The 19171-nt window shown below is 43.8% G+C and carries 19 protein-coding genes and 1 other RNA gene; 6 read left to right on the forward strand and 14 right to left on the reverse strand.

The genetic code is table 11. The features are described 5' to 3' along the window. Positions 1-441: 441 nt before the first annotated feature. The 3 genes from Q0236_RS08710 to Q0236_RS08720 form a co-directional block, all read right to left on the reverse strand. Entirely contained in the window at positions 442-1029 is a 588-nt protein-coding gene (locus Q0236_RS08710) for an HAD-IB family hydrolase (RefSeq protein WP_297916941.1), read from the reverse strand. A gap of 112 nt (positions 1030-1141) precedes the next feature. Beyond that, the gene (gene typA / locus Q0236_RS08715) at positions 1142-2944 is read right to left on the reverse strand and encodes a translational GTPase TypA (RefSeq protein WP_297916943.1); all 1803 of its coding nucleotides are present in this window, start codon (positions 2942-2944) and stop codon (positions 1142-1144) included. 64 nt (positions 2945-3008) lie between these two features. After that, a complete protein-coding gene (locus Q0236_RS08720) occupies positions 3009-3428 on the reverse strand; it encodes a hypothetical protein (protein ID WP_297896890.1) in 420 nt (139 codons plus the stop codon). Between the two features lie 47 nt (positions 3429-3475). Here Q0236_RS08720 and ffs point away from each other — a divergent pair. Next, positions 3476-3573, forward strand: an RNA gene (gene ffs / locus Q0236_RS08725) — signal recognition particle sRNA small type. A gap of 3 nt (positions 3574-3576) precedes the next feature. Here ffs and Q0236_RS08730 read toward each other — a convergent pair. From Q0236_RS08730 to dnaA, 6 genes are all read right to left on the reverse strand, one after another. Further along, complete coding sequence (locus tag Q0236_RS08730) at positions 3577-4812, reverse strand: HD domain-containing protein (protein WP_297916945.1); 1236 nt, start codon at positions 4810-4812, stop codon at positions 3577-3579. Further along, on the reverse strand, positions 4809-5189 hold the full coding sequence (gene queF / locus Q0236_RS08735) for a preQ(1) synthase (RefSeq protein WP_297916947.1): 381 nt from the start codon (positions 5187-5189) through the stop codon (positions 4809-4811). Before queF ends, Q0236_RS08730 begins: the two co-directional genes overlap by 4 nt. Continuing rightward, the gene (locus Q0236_RS08740) at positions 5189-6619 is read right to left on the reverse strand and encodes an EAL domain-containing protein (protein WP_297916949.1); all 1431 of its coding nucleotides are present in this window, start codon (positions 6617-6619) and stop codon (positions 5189-5191) included. Before Q0236_RS08740 ends, queF begins: the two co-directional genes overlap by 1 nt. Next, the gene (gene gyrB / locus Q0236_RS08745; RefSeq protein ID WP_297916951.1) at positions 6619-8931 is read right to left on the reverse strand and encodes a DNA topoisomerase (ATP-hydrolyzing) subunit B; all 2313 of its coding nucleotides are present in this window, start codon (positions 8929-8931) and stop codon (positions 6619-6621) included. Before gyrB ends, Q0236_RS08740 begins: the two co-directional genes overlap by 1 nt. Before the next feature lie 9 nt (positions 8932-8940). Then, positions 8941-10020 carry a DNA polymerase III subunit beta gene (dnaN, locus tag Q0236_RS08750; protein WP_297916953.1) on the reverse strand — a complete coding sequence of 360 codons (1080 nt, stop codon included), beginning with the start codon at positions 10018-10020 and terminating at the stop codon, positions 8941-8943. Between the two features lie 156 nt (positions 10021-10176). After that, positions 10177-11505, reverse strand: a complete 1329-nt coding sequence (gene dnaA, locus Q0236_RS08755; protein WP_297916955.1) for a chromosomal replication initiator protein DnaA — start codon at positions 11503-11505, stop codon at positions 10177-10179. A 110-nt stretch (positions 11506-11615) separates the two neighbouring features. Here dnaA and ruvC point away from each other — a divergent pair, with 110 nt between their 5' ends. From ruvC to Q0236_RS08770, 3 genes are read left to right on the forward strand one after another with little or no spacing between them, the layout of a single operon-like run. Continuing rightward, the gene (gene ruvC / locus Q0236_RS08760) at positions 11616-12095 is read left to right on the forward strand and encodes a crossover junction endodeoxyribonuclease RuvC (RefSeq protein ID WP_297916957.1); all 480 of its coding nucleotides are present in this window, start codon (positions 11616-11618) and stop codon (positions 12093-12095) included. An 8-nt stretch (positions 12096-12103) separates the two neighbouring features. Further along, the gene (locus Q0236_RS08765) at positions 12104-12910 is read left to right on the forward strand and encodes a nitrilase-related carbon-nitrogen hydrolase (RefSeq protein ID WP_297916959.1); all 807 of its coding nucleotides are present in this window, start codon (positions 12104-12106) and stop codon (positions 12908-12910) included. Beyond that, on the forward strand, positions 12910-13437 hold the full coding sequence (locus tag Q0236_RS08770; protein ID WP_297916961.1) for a cysteine hydrolase family protein: 528 nt from the start codon (positions 12910-12912) through the stop codon (positions 13435-13437). The genes Q0236_RS08765 and Q0236_RS08770 overlap by 1 nt, the downstream gene beginning before the upstream one ends. Before the next feature lie 130 nt (positions 13438-13567). On the opposite strand, the gene nhaA is transcribed toward Q0236_RS08770, so the two are convergent. The 5 genes from nhaA to glmM all read right to left on the reverse strand — a co-directional run bounded on the left by nhaA (position 13568) and on the right by glmM (position 17527). Next, entirely contained in the window at positions 13568-14731 is a 1164-nt protein-coding gene (nhaA, locus tag Q0236_RS08775) for a Na+/H+ antiporter NhaA (RefSeq protein ID WP_297916963.1), read from the reverse strand. Between the two features lie 65 nt (positions 14732-14796). After that, positions 14797-15237, reverse strand: coding sequence for a CopD family protein (locus Q0236_RS08780; protein ID WP_177386933.1), 441 nt, complete (start codon positions 15235-15237; stop codon positions 14797-14799). Between the two features lie 10 nt (positions 15238-15247). Then, entirely contained in the window at positions 15248-15640 is a 393-nt protein-coding gene (locus Q0236_RS08785; RefSeq protein ID WP_297916965.1) for an SHOCT domain-containing protein, read from the reverse strand. Continuing rightward, on the reverse strand, positions 15627-16088 hold the full coding sequence (gene lspA, locus Q0236_RS08790; RefSeq protein WP_297916967.1) for a signal peptidase II: 462 nt from the start codon (positions 16086-16088) through the stop codon (positions 15627-15629). Before lspA ends, Q0236_RS08785 begins: the two co-directional genes overlap by 14 nt. A 98-nt stretch (positions 16089-16186) precedes the next feature. Beyond that, on the reverse strand, positions 16187-17527 hold the full coding sequence (gene glmM / locus Q0236_RS08795) for a phosphoglucosamine mutase (protein WP_297916969.1): 1341 nt from the start codon (positions 17525-17527) through the stop codon (positions 16187-16189). A gap of 152 nt (positions 17528-17679) precedes the next feature. Between glmM and rpsT the strand changes: the two genes are divergently transcribed. Further along, positions 17680-17952 carry a 30S ribosomal protein S20 gene (gene rpsT, locus Q0236_RS08800; protein ID WP_291938896.1) on the forward strand — a complete coding sequence of 91 codons (273 nt, stop codon included), beginning with the start codon at positions 17680-17682 and terminating at the stop codon, positions 17950-17952. A gap of 24 nt (positions 17953-17976) precedes the next feature. Then, positions 17977-19044, forward strand: coding sequence for a peptide chain release factor 1 (gene prfA / locus Q0236_RS08805; RefSeq protein ID WP_297882595.1), 1068 nt, complete (start codon positions 17977-17979; stop codon positions 19042-19044). Positions 19045-19171 lie beyond the last annotated feature (127 nt).

Consider the following 19171-nt stretch of genomic DNA (forward strand, 5'->3'; position numbering starts at 1 on the left):
TACGGCGGATAAAAAATACTTCCTTTTAGACGGAATTTACAACATGCTTTAGAGCTTAGAATTCTAAGGCGCGGGATTTTTAAATTTTAAAATTCCGCTTCACACGCGGCGAGTGGAATTCTACGATCTGCAAATTTTGAAATTTTAGTAACCGAGAAATTCCGTAAATTCTAAAATTTAAAATTTTATCTCACACTCGCTCGGTTTTAGAATATCTATTCCATTCAAAGCAAAATTCTACGCTACGAACAGAATTTTATACACGACGGAATTTTAGAATTCTACTCACACTGCGAATTTCAAAATCCGTGCTGTAATAGAATCCCCCAGATAAGCGCGATAAATTTAAAAGGATAAAATTCCGCGTGAGCTAAATTCTGACTCACGGCAAAAGCGCAGTCGTCGCAGATACTATCGTTTAAGCTTTATGGTCGCAGAAATTTACTCAAACGCCTTGTAGTGCGCCTCGTCGGCGAATTCTAACATCTCGCGATCGCCCCTGCTGTCGCCGTAAGCGATAACGCGATCGAAAGCCTGCACGTCGTATGCTGCGCGCACGCGAGCGACCTTTTGCGCACCGTAGCAGTTCTGCCCCTCGATCTCGCCCGTGATGATGCCGCCTTTGCGCCGTATTTTAGTGCCTAAAAGCTCCAAGCCCTGTGCCTCGCACCACGGGCGCAGCCAGTCTTCGAGCGAGGCGGTAACGATGACGATTTTATCGCCCGCGGCTTTATAGCTTGCGATCTTGTCCATCGCGCTTTGTTTTAGGATATCTTCGATGTGGGTGGTGGAGTATTTTTTGCAAATTTTATCGAATTTATCGGCGCTCATACCCGAAAAAAAGTAGCCCAAGAGCTTTCTGCGCGTAAAATTATTGCTCGCAAGACCTAGCTTATACGCCGCCAAAATGGGCGATAGCACCAAAATCCCGCGAAAAAATTTCTTAAATCCGACTACGTAGGCGACGAACTCGAGCAGCGAATCATCGCGCGTGATCGTGCCGTCAAAGTCGAATAAAACAAGATTCATTGCCTCTCCTAGCAAAATTTTAGCAGCGTAAATTTTAAAATTTGCCTATAAAAAAGGCGTGAAATTTAAAAGCTAAATTTCACGCCGAATTTTAAAATTTCATTTTGAAATTCTATTTTTTCGCCATTCGTCTGCGCGTCGTAGGGTCCAGGTATCGCTTGCGCACGCGGATATTTACGGGCGTAACCTCCACGAGCTCGTCCTCCTCGATCCACTCCAGTGCGCGCTCTAAATTTAACGCACGCGGCGGCACGAGCTTGATCGCGTCGTCGCTACCGCTGGCGCGGACGTTGGTTAAATTTTTACCCTTGATCGGATTGACGTCCAGATCGTTCGGGCGGCTGTGCTCGCCGATGATCATACCTAGATAGACCTTTGCCTGCGGAGCGATAAAAAGCACGCCGCGATCTTGCAGGTTCCACAGGCTGTATCCTAGCGCCACTCCGTTTTCCATACTTACGAGCGCGCCGTTTTGTCGCTTCTCGACCGCGCCGATGAAAGGGCGGAATTCCAAAAAGCTATGATTCATAACCCCTTCGCCGCGAGTATCGGTCAAAAACTGCGAACGAAAGCCGATAAGACCGCGCGCCGGGATCTCAAACTCCATACGCGTCTGCCCGTCGCCGGTAGGGTTCATCACCTTCATCTCGGCCTTTTTACGACCGAGCTTTTCGATGACGGTGCCGGTGCAATCATCGGGCGCGTCGATAACTAAGTGCTCGAAGGGCTCACATTTGATGCCGTCGATCTCTTTGATGATGACTTCCGGGCGCCCGAGGCAGAACTCAAAACCCTCGCGGCGCATATTTTCAGCCAAAATCGTGATCTGCAGCTCGCCGCGACCGCTTACTTTAAATTTACCCTCGCCCGCGTTTTCATAGCGCATCGCGATGTTGGTTTTCATCTCCGCTTCCAAGCGCTCGTCGATCTTATTTGAGGTTACGAATTTTCCCTCCGTGCCGGCTAGCGGTCCGTCATTTACGCTAAAAATTACGCTAAGGGTCGGCTCTTCGATATGCAGCGCATCAAGCGGAATCGGATTATTGGGATCGACGATACTATCGCCTACGTCAAGCGCGTCAAAGCCCGCAATCGCCACGATGTCGCCGGTGCCCGCCGCGTCGATGTCGGTGCGCTCAAGCCCGCTAAAGCCGATGAGCTTTGAAATTCTACCGTTGATGTGCGTGCCGTCGGCTTTAGCTAACATAACGCTTTGGTTTTTGTTTATCGTGCCGTTGAAAATCCTAGCGATGCCGATCTTGCCTACGTAGTTGTCGTAATCGAGCGTGAAAACCTGCAGCTGCAAAGGATTATCGTCGCTGCCGCTAGGGGTCGGAACATGAGAGATGATCGTCTCAAAAAGCGGCTTCATATCGGTGCTTTCGTCGTTTAGATCGTATTTTGCGTAGCCGTTTTTGGCCGCGGCGTAGATGACGGGGAACTCAAGCTGTTCGTCGTTTGCGTCAAGCGCTACGAAAAGATCGAAAATTTCATTTACCACGCGGTCCGGATCGGCTGCGGGCTTATCGATTTTATTTACGACTACGATCGGTCGCAGTCCCAAAGATAGCGCCTTTTTCACGACAAATTTTGTCTGCGGCATGACGCCTTCTTGCGCGTCGACAAGCAAAAGCACGCCGTCGACCATCTTTAGCACGCGCTCGACCTCGCCGCCGAAATCGGCGTGGCCCGGAGTGTCGATGATGTTGATTTTAACGCCGCCGTAGTGGATGGCGGTATTTTTGGATAGGATCGTAATACCGCGCTCGCGCTCGATATCATTGCTGTCCATCACGCGCTCGCCGACCTCTTGGCGGTTGCCGAAGGTGCCGGACTGTTTTAAAAGCTCATCTACGATAGTGGTCTTGCCGTGATCGACGTGCGCGATAACTGCTATATTTCTGATATTTTCCAAATTTTTCTCCGTTTATAATTTCAAAAACTGATGATTATACTAAAAAAATTCTTAAGATAAAAATTTACGAGTACTCTTTGACTTCGCAGACAAAAAACTCATAAACGCGCTGTTGTATCAGCGCATCCTCGTCATCGTCGCCGATCAGACGGCGTAGATGCGAAAAATCGATCTTTTTGATATATTTTTTGTTATTTTTGATATCTCTGTCGATCTCTTTTAAAAGTGAATCTAAATTTAGGCCTTTATAGGTCTTTGCCTTTAAGATATACTCTTTTACGATGGAAACAAGCACGCCGATGCGCTGCTCGTCGCCCGGATAAATTTCGCCCGCTATATCTTTGATCACGTCGTAATCCTCGTCGGTCTGCTTCTTTTTGGCAAGCAGCATCGCGGCAAAAATTTTGGCTCTAAACTCGATAGAGCGATGATGAGGAATAAAGACCTCGCGGAATACGGATAGAAGATGATTTTTGAAATTCATTTATAACCTTACTTTAAGAAACATTTCCATATAATCCCGTTTGCCCTTTCTTAGACCTGTGCAATGCTTTTTTTAGGCACCGCTTCAGGGTAGGAATACAGCAGAGCACTTAGATCTCGCATGTGCCGCAGCCATCTGGGAAGGGGTTTTATAAATCGATCCTATTAAGTCCGAAATGCTCTTTGAAATCATCGCAAACACTATAAAAATCGACGCCTTCAATTTTCGGCTTGGCTTTGAAAAACTCTAACATCGAATTATACCCGCTAAGCAGCTCCTTGCTTTTCACGCCGTAACTGATCGAAATCCCCGCCTCAAAAAACGCCGCTAGTTTGTCGCAATACTTAAGCGCCTTGCCGTCGATTGCGCGAAATTTGTCTTCATTAAACATCTTTAGGCTGCCTTCTGCAAATTTAGGCTCCTTGCCTAGCTCGAAGGTGCGGTTTTCGAACTCGTCTTTTATAAATTTACCGCTCTCTTTGCGGATACCCAAAATATAGCTAAAATCATCTCTCATATGTTCCGGCACGAATGGTAAAATTTTATCGTCTATTAGCCGCATCTCATATTCGCTAATGATGTCGCTAAGGCCCTTAACGCCGTATTTTACGGGGCTAATGATGTCGCGAGTGAGGCTTTCGGGCAAATCGTGAAATAGAGCACAGAAAAAATTATATGCCGTGCGCGAGCGGCACGCACCAACTTCAAGCGAGAAAAAGTAACTTAAAATCGCAACTACCAGCATGTGCCCAAGCACCGATGTCTCAGGGATGCGCGGCGTCTGTGCCCAGCGCTTTTGAAAACGAAGTCTGCCGCTAAGATCGACTATGCGAGCGAGTTTTTTATTCATCACAATCTTTCGCACGCCGATAAGCTCGTAATAATCCTCAAGCTCCTCCTCAACCTTGGCTTTTAGCTCCTCGATATCGTTTAAAAACTGGCTAGTTTGATAGACGATGTTAAATTCCCACCGCGTAGAGAGGTAACTAGCCGCCTTTAAGATCACCGCTTCTTTCTTATGATCCTTGGAATTTAGATATTTTTTAAATCGCTCTAAAAACTCGCCGTTTTGAATAGGCAAAAGATCGCTTTCCAGGACGCTTAAAACCCATTCGTTGATCTTTTTTTTCTTGGTTTTTTGGATCTGATGAAAGACGTCCGGACGGATGTCGGTCACGACGATGCGCGCTAAAAACTCGAAAATCCCGGCTTCTATCACATAGTTGATATCTACATCGCGCTCAAAGCTAGCGATAAAATAAGCGATGATAAATTTATGCGCCTGCTTGTCGAGCTCGACTAAGCTCACCATCTTTGGGTAATCGTTCCAGCGGCTAATGCTTGCGGATTTAAAAATTTGTTCGACTAAATTTGAGCTTATCATCGGTAAATTTGATCCGAGTTTATTTCGATTACCGTGTGGACGTTGCCGCGCGGATTAAAATCGCCCGTGATTTTCATAAATTTAGGCTTCAGCTTGCTTTGAAGCGCGCCGTAAATTTCATTTATGCTATCCTCGTGGCTGATGTAGCGATTCATGAAGGAATTTATGTAAATTTTAATCGCCTTAAGCTCCACTACGAGCTTGTCCGGGATATATTCCAAATAGATCGTCGCAAAGTCCGGATAGCCAGAGCGCGGGCAGCGGCAGCAAAACTCGGGCAGGGTGATTTTTATTAGATAGTCGTGCTTTTGTTTATTGGGCCAAACTTCTAAATTTTCGATGTTAAAATTTTTTATCTCCTCTTCGCCGTATCTCACTATGATCTCCTTAAATTCGATATATCGTTCGGCTTTTCGACGCAAAATCCCTGAATATAATCGATGCCCATTTTATAAAGCTGCATTTGAAATTCCTCTTTGTCGATGAAGCGCATTACGGTTTTGACGCCCGATTTCGCGCAAGCTTCGTTAATGCCTATAAAGATATTTTTAATCTTTTCATCGTCTAAATTTTTATTAAATTCTATGTCGTAAACGATAAAATCCACTTCCAAAAATTTTAAATATTCAAAGCTCGCGTTCGAGCCGCCGAACTGCGACAGCGCGAAGCTAAATCCAAGTTCGCGGAATTTAATTAAAATTTCATCAAAGCGCTTAATCTCCGAATAGATAAGCTTTTCGTTAAACTCAAACACGATCTTTTTCGGATCGATTAGATTATTATCGATGAGCTTTAAAATTTCATTGCGAAACTCGTTATTTCGCAGCGTCTGAGGCATAATCTCGATAAAAATTTTAGCGTCAATATCTTTAAAATAGATGATCCTAGAAATCTGCCTCATCATCGAAATATCGTATTTAATATCGTAATGATTTAGAAGCAAAATATCTAAAATTCTACTTTTCGTGATCTTTTCGCCGCTTCTCAGATCGAGTTTTGGAATTAAATTTATATGTGATTTTACACCGTTTTTATCTGCGACGCGCTGATATTTAAAGCTAAAATTTTCACTATCGATCGCTTCCATTACGTCGGCGGAAAATACGTCAATTAATACTTTCTCTACATCAATAGCCTTCTCGCCATGCTCTTCGTCGTCCAGGTGATTTATCTTATAAAATAGCGCATTTACAATATTATTTAGATTGCGATCATAGGAGCTTGGAAGCATCGTAAATTCACTTTTTATCTCTACGTTTTTAATCGTTTGACTTGAAATTTTATGCTCAAACATTCGCAAAATATGACTTAAATTTGTAGCTTTTGATTCTACGCCGAATACAAAGTAGCCGTTTATAAAGCGCCCGATCGGAAGGTCCTTAAAACCCTGCTCCGCCATAAAATTTGAAAGTTCTTTACAATACTCGTATAAAATTTCATCGCCGTTTTTGTAACCGTATCGATCGTTTATGTCGATAATATTTTTAATTCGCAAAAGAACGATATTTATTTGACGATTTTTAGCTAGATCGTTACTTAAAATTTTCTCGATCTCCTCGCGCACAAACACATGCGTAACGGGATCGATCAGTGTCTTTTGAAAGCCGAAGTAAATTTGATAGATGACATAATAAACATAGCAGATCAAAAGTATCAAAAACAAAATTACATCATCAAATTTAAACTCGCCGTTTCGGAATAAAATAATTCCGAAAACAATCAAAACGCAGGTAAACGGTACCGAAATTTTAAGTGCCGTTATGAAACGATTTTCGCGCTCTTTGGTCTCACTAAATAGAACAGACATTATATATCCAAGTGTTTAACATCTTTGGCATGGTCTTGAATGTAATTCCTACGAGGTTCAACCTCGTCGCCCATGAAGAGATTAAAGGTATCGCTAGCACTTTGTGCGTCTGCAATGCTGATTTTTAAAAGCCTTCTATTTTCAGGGCTCATAGTAGTTTCCCAAAGCTGCTCCGGATTCATCTCTCCAAGACCTTTATAGCGCTGAATATAAGCGCCTTTTTTCGAGCTTTTTTCGATTTCATCTAAAATTTCAATAAAATCCTTACCAAAACTTACATCCCGCTCTTTGATCTTTGAATAAATTCTGATCGCCTCTTCAAAGATATAATTGCCGAATAAATTCTCATCTATCACAAGCTGTTCCAAGCCGCTCGGAGTTTGGACATAAATTCTAATGCCTTCATCATTTACGTAGGAATTTAAGATGTTAAATCCTTCACTTTCTAAGCGGGATTTTAAAATTTTAAATAGCTCCTCATAGCCAAGGCTTCGCGCTTCGTCGTTTTCTATCAAAAATCTGATCGCACTAAGCACGCTGAAACGCTTTTTAAGCTCATTTAGAAGCGAACGGTAGTTTGAGACGATTTTTAAGTAATCGATCAGATCCTCGTTGCCGATACCTTCAAACTCGCCCATATCGATGCCCGTTTCGATCAAAAACTCGCTCAGCGCCTTTTCGTCTTTTAGATAAATTTCTTTTTTGCCCTTTTTATATCTAAAAAGCGGCGGCTGTGCCAGATAAACATAGCCGTTTTCCACGATAGGACGTAAAAATCTAAAGAAAAAGGTTAGAAGCAGCGTCTGAATGTGGCTGCCGTCGACGTCCGCATCGGTCATAATGATAATTTTGTGATAGCGGAGCTTTTCTTCGTTAAATTCCTCGCCGATACCGCAACCAAAGGCCGTGATCATATTTTTAATCTCTTCGGATTGTAAAATTCTATCCAGGCGCGCCTTTTCTACGTTTAAAATTTTACCTCTAAGCGGCAATATCGCTTGAAACACGCGGTCTCTTCCCTGCTTCGCCGAACCGCCCGCGCTATCGCCCTCGACTAGATAAATTTCGCTAATGCTTGCATCCTTACTCTGGCAATCTGCTAACTTTCCCGGAAGGGTGCCGACGGAATTTATATTGTCTTTTCTGCGCGTTAGATCGCGCGCCTTCTTCGCCGCTTCGCGACCGCGCGCGGCTAAAAGAGCCTTATTCATAATGGCGCGCGCTTCAATCGGATTTTCTTCAAAATACTTACTAAGCACTTCAAACGCCATCTTTTGCACGATCGGCTTAACGTAGCTGGAGCCCAGCTTACCTTTAGTTTGTCCCTCAAACTGCGGTTCGGGAACCTTTACACTAATTACCGCAATAAGCCCTTCGCGAACGTCATCGCCGGTGATCTTCGTGTCCTTTTCGCGCGCAGCCGCATTTGCCGCGACGTAATTTGTTATCGCGCGCGTAAGACCCGCTCTAAAACCAGCCTCGTGAGTACCGCCGTCCGGAGTTTTGATATTATTTACGAAGCTCAGTAAATTTTCGCTATATGTTTCGTTATACATCAGCGCGAAATCCACCATAACATCTTCCGCACCGTCGCTAAACGATACGGCTTTGGATATGGCAGGCGCTTTATTCATATCATTTACGAAGCTCTCTAAGCCGCCTTCGAAGTGAAAGTGCTCGTCCCTGCCCGTTCGATTATCTTTAAAATTTATCGTAATTTTTGGATTTAGATACGCTAGCTCGCGAAATCTTTTTGATAAAATTTCATCGTCAAATTCTAAAATTTCAAAAATTTCGCCGTCGGGCCAAAACTCGATCGTAGTACCCGTGCGATTAGTAGTTTTTATCTTTTCAAGCTCGGTAGTAGGAATTCCTTTGGCAAATTCTTGTCTATAAATATTTCCATCCCGTTTGATCGTAGCAACGAGCTTTTTTGAGAGCGCATTTACGACGCTAACGCCGACGCCGTGCAGACCGCCGGAAACTTTGTAAGTGTCTTTGTCAAATTTACCGCCTGCGTGAAGCACCGTAAGAACCACCGTCGCGGCAGGAATTTTTTCAGTCGGATGTATATCGACGGGAATCCCACGACCATTATCGCTAACGATACAGCTTCCTTCGCTAGTGATCTCAACATCGATTGTGTCGCAGTAACCTGCCATCGCCTCGTCGATCGAGTTATCCACTACCTCGTAAATCATATGGTGAAGTCCGCCGATATTGGTATCTCCAATATACATTCCGGGGCGCTTTCTAACAGCCTCAAGACCTTTTAAAACTTTAATATTACTAGCGCCGTAATTTTGCTTCATAATTTTCCTTTAAATATTATTTATCGGCATGACGACCGTTTTTAAGCCATCCGCGCTAAGCACAAACGCCGTATCGGAGCTGTTAAAATCAAGCTCAAAAATTTCACTCTCAATATTACTTAAAAAATCAAGCAGAAAGCGATTTTTAACGCCAAAAACTATTTCTCCATTTATATCGATTGGCGCTTCGATTTCGGTCTTTGCCTCGGAATTATCTTCGTTGATGCTCTCAAAAACCATTCCGTCCTTTTTAATGGTAACCTTCATCTCCTCACACATTGCGTTTATCGCTCGCACGCCGCTTACCATCTTATCGCGCGGAATTAAAATTTTATATGCCGTATCGTTTGGGATCACACGCTCGTAGTTTGGAAATTTGCCGTTTATAAGTTTCGTAAAAAACTCAAAATTCTCGCTCACAGCTAGCAGCACGTTTTCGTCGTAGTAAATTTTAATCTTGTCCGAAAATAGCTTTTGAATTTCGCCTATTGCCTTTTTAGGGATTAAAATTTTAGTATCTAGCTCGCCCGCTTTTGATTGAGTGATCAGCTTATAAACGCTAAGTCGTTTAGTATCGGTCCCGACTAAATTTAAAAAGCCCTCTTTTACGTCGATCAAAGCGCCGTTTAGCTCATATTTTGGATTGTTCGTATCGATCGACGGATAGATCTTTTTAAGGCTTCTGCCTAAAATTCCAGCATTTACGTCAAAGCTGTTTTTACCATCTATTGTAGGAAAGCTCGGAAAATCCCTCGTTTCAAACATCGGAAGCTTGTACTTGGATTTTTTTTGCTTTACAAATAGCGCTCCGTTAACGGTCTCTAAAGTCACGTTATCGTCGCTTAAGCCTTTAATAACGCTAAGAAGCTTACCTCCGTTTGCCGTGGCTTCTCCTTCCATTTCTATTGAGATATTTTGTAGACTATAGCTAAGTCCTATTTCGTGGTCTGTAGCTTTTATACTAAAAATTCCATCTTTAGCACTCATTAAAAGATGCGAAGTTATCGAGCTTAGATCTTTTTTATCAAGATAGGAGCTAGTATTTGAAACTATCTCTTCTAAAAGTTTTTTAGTGATTAACACTTTCATATTTTTATCCTTTTAAATTTTTATCGTTGTAGTAGTTGGTAAGAGGTTTTTGTGAAAAACTTATCCTAAAGCTTGTCTTTAGGTAGTTTATCCAGTGAGTAAGTAGCTTTGTTTTATTCACTTTCATTCACCTTTTTTGCTTTATTTTCATAAAGTCTAAATTTCATTCTTATCCTTTTTGGTTATTTTGTTTTTTAGCTCTTCAATTTTTATCTTTAACATCTCATCGGTTTGAATGAGTTCGTTGATTTTTTTGATATTTTTGCTGATGGCGCTGTGATCTTTTAGATTAAAAAATGCGGCGATTTTAGGCATTGAGTTTTGAGTTAACTGTTTGGTTAGATATATGCAAATTTGGCGCGCTTCGACGACGTTTTTAGCTCGCGTTTTGCTCTTTAGCTCGCTAGGTTTTACGTTTAGTTCTTTTGAGATCACCTCTATGACGTGTTCGAGGCTCACGCTTGAATATTTTTGATGGATCTGATCTTGAAGCGTACTTTTGGTAAATTCCAGCGTGATCTTTGTACGAAGTATTGAGGAATAAGCATTTAGTTTATTTATTGCGCCTTCGATTTCACGGATATTATCGCCCATATTTGCGGCGATATATTCTACGACGTCGTGTGGAATTCTAACGCGATTTTCCTCGCTCTTTTTATTGATAATGGCGATTTTAGTTTCTAGATTTGGCGGGGTAATGTTTGCTATTATGCCGCTTTCAAACCGCGTTGTGAGGCGACTTTCAAAGCCTTTTAGGAATTTTGGTGGTAGGTCGTTGGTAAGGACGATTTGGCAGTTTTTGTCTTTCAGCTCGTTAAACGTATAAAAAAGCTCTTCTTGAGCTTTGTCACGCCCGATTAAAAACTGAATGTCGTCGATGAGTAAAACATCGCAGTTGCGGTATTTTTGTTTAAATTTATCGATTGAGTTGTTTTTGAGATTAAAAACAAAATCATTAGCAAATTGCTCGCTAGTGACGCAGATGACGGTCTTTCCCTTTTTGATGCAGTAATTTCCGATCGATTGAAGCAGGTGAGTTTTGCCAAGCCCACTAGGTCCGTAGATAAAGAGCGGATTAAAGCGAATTCCGGGCTCTTTTGCGACTGTAATAGAGCACTCAAAAGCAAATTTATTTGAATCGCCGATGATAAAATTTTCAAAATTATAATTTTCACTTAGAATCGTGCTCTTTGGCTTTTCCGAGATGATTTTTACCTTTTCTTTCGGTGAAATTTTAGCTTTTGAGGTGATTTTGACGATTACGTCGCTAAGACCGAACTGTTTTTTGATAAGCTCTTTTATCTTAGTGCCGTATTTTGTCTGGGCATATTTGGCTATAAACTCGTTAGTTGTGTTGTAGATGAAAAACCCTGGTGTCGAGTTTTTATCGTTAAATTTCAAATTTTTAATGTATCTAGAGTATTCGGTAGGTAAAATTTCCTTCTCTAAATTCGATAAAATTTCTTGTGCTTGCGACGTCGCCATAAAATTCCCTTACAAATTAGATTAAGATTTTAGCTAAATTTCGCTAAATTTGCGGTAAATTTAAGTTTATTCACTTGTGATTAAGCAGTGAATAAGCGTGAAAGAGGGTTATGAAAATTTTAGGAATTGATCCGGGAACTAGAAATTTAGGCTATGCGATTTTGGAAAAAGACGTGAATAAAATCACTCTCATAGAGGCAGGACTTGTGAAAATGAAGGCCGAAAACGTGCAATTTCAAATGACGCAGATGAGCGAGGCAATCGATCAAATTTTTAGCGCTCATAAGATTGATGAGGTCGCGATAGAATCGATGTTTTATGCCTATAATCCGCAGTCTGTTTTAAAGCTCGCTCAGTTTCGCGGCGCGCTAGCCCTTAAAATTTTACAAATTTTTGGAAATTTTGCCGAATACACGCCGCTTCAGATAAAAAAATCGGTCACGGGCAAAGCAAAGGCGGCGAAGGAGCAGGTTGCGTTCATGGTGAAGCGGATCTTGGGGATTAATAAGGAGATTAAGCCGCTTGATATTACGGATGCTATAGCTATCGCGCTTACGCATGCAAATGTTATGCGCTTAGCGCCTAAATAGGAGGTTTTATGAAAATCGCTATTTTGCAAATGGACGTGAAAATGGCTCAAAATTTTGCAGATTGTGAGCAAAATTTTATCCGTGCGCGCGGGCTGATCGATCGCGCGTTAAAACGCGGCGCGGACGTAGCGGTGCTGCCGGAAGCCTTTAATACGGGCTTCAATACGGCTAAATTTAAAGAGCTAGCTGATACGAACGCTACTCATACAAAAAAATTTTTAAACGAAATTTCGCGAAAAAGCTGCGCTATTTTAATAGGCGGATCGATAAGTTCCGAGCGAGATAAAATTTATAATTCCGCTTTCGTTTATCAAAACGGAGCCGAAATTTTACGCTACGACAAGATCCACGCCTTCTCGCTCGCTCGCGAAAATGAGATCGTAAGTGGCGGCGATAGGTTAGGAATTTGCGAGATTAAATTTAAAAATCGCGCGCTCAAAATCGGCGTCGCGGTCTGCTACGATCTGCGCTTTTGTGAACTTTTTCGCGCCTTAGCGCTTCGCGGCGCACAGATAGTTTTTGTGATTGCGCAGTTTGTGCAAAGTCGCATAGAGCATTTTATCACGCTCGCTAAGGCCCGCGCGATCGAAAATCAAATTTTTATCTGCGCGGTAAACGGTTGCGGCGATACGGGGCAGGGCGAGAGTTTCGGCGGAAATTCCATGCTGATAAATCCCTACGGCGAGATCGTCGCGCGCCTAGGCAAAAAAGAGGCCGTGAAGATTGCTCGAGCGGATTTAAATGAAATTTTAAAATTTCGCGCTAAAATGGATTTTTTAAAAGATATGAAACCTGAAATTTATAAGGAGTTTTGATGAAAACTTTGGTATTTGTGATCGATATGCTAAACGGCTTCGTAAAATTCGGCGCGATGGCCGATCCTAGCATAGCAAAGATCGCTCCTGCGGTGATTAGGCAGATAGAGGCGGCGAAAAACGTGCATTTCATCTGCGACGCTCACGCCGAGCGGGATTTAGAGATGAAGCGCTATCCCGTTCACTGTCTAAAAGGCTCGCCAGAATCGGAGGTGATCAAGGAACTCGCGCCGTTTGTAAGCGAGCAAAACGTCACTTTTAAGCGCAGTACGAACGGCTTTCACAATCTGGATAAGAAAATTTTAGAGGGCTTTGATCGCTTTGTGATTACGGGCTGTTGCACCGATATCTGCGTGATGCAGTTTGCGCTTAGTCTGCGTACCTATCTCAACGAAATTGGCGCCGATAAAGACGTCATCGTTCCGCGCGATGCGGTAGCTACCTACGATGCGCCGAACCATGAGCGCGGCTACTACGACGAATGCGCGCTAAACTTAATGCAAAATGCGGGTATTTTGGTGATTTAAGCTGTACTTAGATTAAACAGAATTTCAAGCTAAATTTTCTAGCTTATAAATTTTAAAATTTAGAGCCGCTCTTAAAATTTTGAAATTTTTTGAGCGGTAGAATTTTAAAATTTTAATCTTTTTATGGAATTTAGCTTTGTTTTACCGCGACTGCTTTTGCGACGAAAAATCCCACTACTCCGGAAATTATCGAGCCTAAAAATACCGCGAGCTTGTCCGTGTAATGATACATATCGCTGCCGCCGTATGCCAGGCCGTCTACGAAAAGCGCCATCGTAAAGCCGATACCACAGATGATTGCTACTGCGTAAAGCTGCGGCCAGCCTGCGTTTTCGGGCATGTAGGCGATTTTGGCTTTGATTAAGATCCAGCTAAAGGCAAAAATTCCGATCTGTTTACCGAAAAATAGCCCTAGCATGATGCCCATCGGCACCGGACCGAAAAGGAAGCTAGGACTGATGCCTGCTAGCGAAACGCCTGCGTTTGTAAAGGCAAAGATCGGCAAGATGAAGAAATTTACGGGGTAGGCTAGTCCGTGCTCCATATCCTTTAGCATAGAACCCGAGCGGGTCTTAAGCGGGATACAAAAACCCGCAAGCACTCCCGCGATAGTCGCGTGGATACCGGAGTTTAGGACCATCACCCACAGCACCACGGCCACGATGATAAACGGAAGCTTTTTATCAACGCCGAATCTGCCCATCGCTAGCATTATTACGATACAGGCAGCCGCGCCGCCTAGATAGATTGCGTTTATGGTAGAGGAATAAAACAAAGCGATGATTAAAATTGCGCACAGATCGTCCATTATCGCAAGCGTTAAAACAAAAATTTTAAGGCTAGCCGGGATTTTTTTGCCTAAAAGCGCCATAACGCCCACGGCAAAGGCGATATCGGTCGCCGTAGGGATTGCCCAGCCCTTCATCGCGACGGCATCGCCCCAGTTGATGATCGAAAATATGATCGCAGGCATCATTACTCCGCCCAGAGCCGCGAAGCTAGGAAGTAAAATTTGAGAGAAATGGCGCAGCTGCCCTTCGATTTTTTCGCGCTTAAGCTCAAGTCCAATGGCAAAGAAAAATATCGCCATAAGCACGTCGTTTACTAAAAAATGCATCGATTCGTCAAGTTTCGCAGAACCCATACCTATGGTGAAGCTTAGATGTAAAAATGCCTCATAGTATTTAGATAAAAAGTCCACATTTTGAGCTATGATCGCAAAAACCGCGGATAGAAGTAATATAACGCCGGCGCTACTTTCGCTTGATAAAATTTTCTTAATGATATGTTGCACATGCTTCCTTTAAAAATTTTGCCTTAATTTTATGCAAATTTTAATTAAATTTTTATCAAAACGGGCTAGTTGCTCGGTAAATTCGGCATTATTAGCATTGCATAAAGTATTATAAACATTATGATCGTAGGGCCTTCGTTGATCGCACGGAAGTATTTTCCGCTCCTGTGACACTCGTTTTTTTCAAATTTATACATATAATAATACAGCCACAAATGATAACAGATTAGCAAAACTCCGGCTAGTAATTTTATATGAAAATATCCCATTTTCATAAGCCCCGGATTTAAAATGATAAGCATCACGCCGCTAAAAACCGTCACCGCCATTGCTATCCAGCCGATCGCGTGATAGAGCATCCGCTCCATCTTTTTAACGACCTTTACGAAATCCGGCTTGTCTAAATTTTCAGCGTGATATACATACAGACGTGGCATGTAAAACAGCATCGCCATCCATGAAATAAAGCCCGCAAAATGGACAAATTTAAACCAATAGTAACTCATTTTAGCCTCCTTAATCTCTCATTAAAATTTCTTTTCGAGCCTCGAATTCCTCTTTAGAAATCGCGCCTTTTTGATACAGCTCAAAGAGCGCATCGACTTTTTTTAGACGCCCCTCGTAGTCGTCCTCCTCCGTCTCGCTTGCAAAAGCATTTAAATCTTCTACCCAAATTCCTACGAAAAATATGTCTAGCAAAATCCAAATTCCCCAAATCGCCCAAAACAAAAAGCCCACCAAAAACCATAGTGTAAAACTTCCCAGCCAAAATAGCGCGATTTGAGCAAATCCGCTGATAAATTTGCCGCAATAAATTCTATGCAGTCCGCCGCCGATCGGCATAGCTGCGATCCATGAAAACGCACCTAAAAACCAAAGCGCGTAAGCGATATAATTATTTCTCTTCATTTTTCTCCTTTTTCGCGATCTTGTAGCTTTGGAAGATAAAAATCACGACGGCCAGATCTATCATCACGTCTGCAAAATTAAACACCGCGAACTCAAACCACTTGTGCCACGCGACGTAATCCACGACGCCGCCGCGAATAAAGCGATCGAGCAGGTTTGAACACCCTCCCGCGAGCATCAGCGCAAACGGCGCCCAGTGTTTGTAAAAGAGCTTTTTATGACAAAATACATACGCCGCAAGCGCCGAGATCAGCGCGATCTGGATAAATTTTAAATTTTCGCCCAAGAATTCAAACATCGAAAACGCAACGCCGCGGTTAAGCGTAAGCTCTAGCGAAAAAAACTCGCCCTGCCACGAAAAGCCGTTTAAAAACAGAAGTTTGATCGCTTGATCGATCGCAAAGATCACCGCAAAAAGCAGGATAAATTTAATACAGGTCTTAGCCATCTCGCAGCCTAAATTTAAATATGTAAAGCCTGCATTTTTTGTCCGCGCCTTTTGTACCGAGCCATGAGCTTGTCGCGCCGTAAAATTTCACCGCAACGCTACTCATTTAGGGCTTTGGCAAAAAATTTCTCGACCTCGTCCATTCGCTTTTGCAGCAGCTTTTCGTTTTTGCCCTCGATTAAGAGGCGGATAACGTTTTCGGTGCCGGAGTAGCGAAAGAGCGAGCGGATCTTGTCCGCTTTAAGGCTTGCTTCAAGCTCCTTTAGCCCTTTTAATTTTTCAAGCGGCTTTTTATCCGAAATTTTTAAATTCTTTAAAATTTGCGGATAAGGCTTAATCATCCCCGAAAATTCGCTTGCCTTCTTTTTCCTATCCAGCATGCAGGCGGCGAATTGCAGCGCGCTTGCGATGCCGTCGCCCGTTTTGGCGTAATCGCCGAAGATCACGTGCCCGCTCTGCTCGCCGCCAAAATTTGCGCCTAGCTCGTGCATCGTCTCAAGTACGAATTTATCGCCTACATTGCAGCGATGAAGCGCGATGTCGTGTTTAGCTAAAAAATCCTCCAGCGCAGAATTACTCATCACTGTGGCTACCATTTTATTGCCTGCTAAGCGATTTTTTCCTTTCAAATAGACTGCTAAAATTCCAAGTAGCGCGTCGCCGTGGATGATCTCGCCGTTTTCATCCACGACTACGAGTCTGTCGGCATCGCCGTCAAAGGCGAAGCCCACGTCGGCGCGTAGGCGTCTTACCTCCCCGGCTAGACCTTGCGGGCTCAGAGCGCCGCAAGCATCGTTGATGTTTTTTCCGTTAGGTTCGTCACCGATGACGATAGTTTCGGCTCCCAGCTCGTTAAATACCGTAGGTGCGACCCTGTAGCTTGCTCCGTTTGCGCAATCAAGCACGACGCGAAGCCCGTGCAGCGTCTTTTGCTTCGGGAAGGAATTTTTAATATGTACGATATATCTGCCGATGACGTCGTCTACGCGCTTTGCGGCGCCGATCTGCATCATTTTGGTGCGCGCTTCGGCAATGAGCTCGTCGTTAAAATAAATTTTTTCGATCTGTGCTTCCTCTTTTTCGTCGAGCTTGAAGCCTTCGCTGTTGAAAAATTTAATGCCGTTGTCGTAGTACGGATTGTGGCTCGCGCTTATCATGATGCCCGCGTCACAGCGCATATCCTCCGTAAGAAAGGCAATCGCAGGAGTAGGCATCGGTCCGATCTGGCGGACGTTGTAGCCCACGGAAGTAAGGCCCGCTACGATCGCGGTTTCTATCATATAACCGCTTCTGCGGGTGTCTTTGCCGACTAAGATCATATTCGTAACGGAATTTTTCCTAAAGTAAATCCCCGCCGCCATTGCTACGCGCATCGCAAGCTCAGCGGTCAAAAATTCTCCCGCTTTACCGCGTACGCCGTCCGTTCCGAAAAGTTTCATTATCAAATCCTTATATAAAAATCGGGAAATTCTACCAAAAAAAGTTTAATCTACATAAATTTAAACTATATTTAAATTTTACTTAAATTAAGCGTCGATTAAATATTTTTTACGTATAATCGCAGGTTCAAATTTAACCGAAAAGGAACGTTATGGCAAATCACAAATCCGCCGAAAAACGCGCGAGACAAACCATAAAAAGAACGGAGCGAAATAGATTTTATCGCACCAGAGTAAAAAATATCACAAAAGCCGTAAGAGAGGCGGTCGAGAGCAAGGATCTAGACGCAGCGACTCAGGCTCTAAAAACGGCTAATGAAAGCTTTCACAGCTTCGTAAGCAGGGGCTTTTTGAAAAAACAGACCGCGAGCAGAAAAGTAAGCCGCCTAGCCAAACTCGTAAATTCTTTAAAAACCGCCGCGTAAGCGCTCCTTACGCATAAAATTTAAATGCTAGCCGATAAACTAAAGCCCTTTTTGGATCGCTATGACGAGCTTTCGCGCATGCTTAGCGATCCCGCAGTTACCGCAGATATCGCCAATATGACTGCGTTATCTAAGGAGCAGCGCAATATCGAGCCGATCAAAGAGGCGGCTAGCGAGTATCTTAAAATTTTAAATCAGATCGAAGAAAACAAAGCCCTGCTGAGCGATGCCGATCTCGGCGAGCTGGCCAAAGAGGAGCTTAAAAGCTTAGAGATGCAAAAGCCGCAGCTCGAAGAAAAAATCAAAATTTTACTGCTTCCGAAAGACCCAAACGACGATAAAAATATCTTTCTTGAGATTCGCGCCGGTACGGGCGGCGATGAAGCGGCGCTGTTTGCGGGCGACCTACTCGGCGCGTATCTACGCTACGCCGACCTTCGCGGCTATAAATGCGAGATCGTAAGCACTAGCGAAGGCAGCGTCGGCGGCTACAAAGAAGCTATCTTGCTCGTAAAGGGCGCGGGAGCGTATTCGCGGCTGAAATTTGAAGGCGGTACCCACCGCGTGCAGCGCGTCCCAGAAACGGAGAGCCAGGGCAGGGTACATACCTCCGCAATTACCGTCGCCGTGATGCCGGAGATCGAGGATAGCGAGATACAGATCAATCCGAACGATCTTCGCATCGACGTTATGCGCAGCTCCGGCCACGGCGGGCAGTCCGTAAATACCACCGATAGCGCCGTTCGCATCACTCACATCCCGACCGGCTTAGTCGTCACCAACCAAGACGGCAAGGATCAGCACAAAAACAAAGAGGCGGCGATGAAGGTGCTAAAGGCGCGCCTTTACGATATGCAGGAGCAGGAGCGGCTCGAAAAGGAGCGCAAAGATCGCAAGGATCAGGTGGGCACCGGCGACCGCTCGGGGCGAATTCGTACCTACAACTATCCGCAAAACCGCATCAGTGACCACCGCATAAATTTAACTCTCTACCGCCTAGACGCGATCATGGCGGGCGGCTTGTTCGACGAGATCATCGATCCGCTCATCGCGCACTCTCAAGCCGAAGCGATCGCAAATGCGGGCTATTAAGCCTTTTAAATTTAGACCTTGCAGCTGCCCGCTTTACCGAATTTTGCCTCAATTAAAAGTACCAAGATGAAGAAAATTTTTTCGTCGTTAAACTTCGCAAGCTCGCGCAGGCCTTGATCTGCGCTTA

Source organism: uncultured Campylobacter sp., assembly GCF_938031315.1.
Lineage (GTDB): Bacteria > Campylobacterota > Campylobacteria > Campylobacterales > Campylobacteraceae > Campylobacter_B.

Bases quoted from the DNA above. Each gene is read 5' to 3' on its own strand.
- Q0236_RS08710 (WP_297916941.1), bottom strand. From the start codon at position 1,029: ATGAATCTTGTTTTATTCGACTTTGACGGCACGATCACGCGCGATGAT.
- Q0236_RS08720 (WP_297896890.1), bottom strand. From the start codon at position 3,428: ATGAATTTCAAAAATCATCTTCTATCCGTATTCCGCGAGGTCTTTATT.
- Q0236_RS08730 (WP_297916945.1), bottom strand. From the start codon at position 4,812: ATGATAAGCTCAAATTTAGTCGAACAAATTTTTAAATCCGCAAGCATT.
- Q0236_RS08740 (WP_297916949.1), bottom strand. From the start codon at position 6,619: ATGTCTGTTCTATTTAGTGAGACCAAAGAGCGCGAAAATCGTTTCATA.
- gyrB (WP_297916951.1), bottom strand. From the start codon at position 8,931: ATGAAGCAAAATTACGGCGCTAGTAATATTAAAGTTTTAAAAGGTCTT.
- dnaN (WP_297916953.1), bottom strand. From the start codon at position 10,020: ATGAAAGTGTTAATCACTAAAAAACTTTTAGAAGAGATAGTTTCAAAT.
- dnaA (WP_297916955.1), bottom strand. From the start codon at position 11,505: ATGGCGACGTCGCAAGCACAAGAAATTTTATCGAATTTAGAGAAGGAA.
- ruvC (WP_297916957.1), top strand. From the start codon at position 11,616: ATGAAAATTTTAGGAATTGATCCGGGAACTAGAAATTTAGGCTATGCG.
- Q0236_RS08765 (WP_297916959.1), top strand. From the start codon at position 12,104: ATGAAAATCGCTATTTTGCAAATGGACGTGAAAATGGCTCAAAATTTT.
- Q0236_RS08770 (WP_297916961.1), top strand. From the start codon at position 12,910: ATGAAAACTTTGGTATTTGTGATCGATATGCTAAACGGCTTCGTAAAA.
- Q0236_RS08780 (WP_177386933.1), bottom strand. From the start codon at position 15,237: ATGAGTTACTATTGGTTTAAATTTGTCCATTTTGCGGGCTTTATTTCA.
- Q0236_RS08785 (WP_297916965.1), bottom strand. From the start codon at position 15,640: ATGAAGAGAAATAATTATATCGCTTACGCGCTTTGGTTTTTAGGTGCG.
- lspA (WP_297916967.1), bottom strand. From the start codon at position 16,088: ATGGCTAAGACCTGTATTAAATTTATCCTGCTTTTTGCGGTGATCTTT.
- glmM (WP_297916969.1), bottom strand. From the start codon at position 17,527: ATGAAACTTTTCGGAACGGACGGCGTACGCGGTAAAGCGGGAGAATTT.
- rpsT (WP_291938896.1), top strand. From the start codon at position 17,680: ATGGCAAATCACAAATCCGCCGAAAAACGCGCGAGACAAACCATAAAA.
- prfA (WP_297882595.1), top strand. From the start codon at position 17,977: ATGCTAGCCGATAAACTAAAGCCCTTTTTGGATCGCTATGACGAGCTT.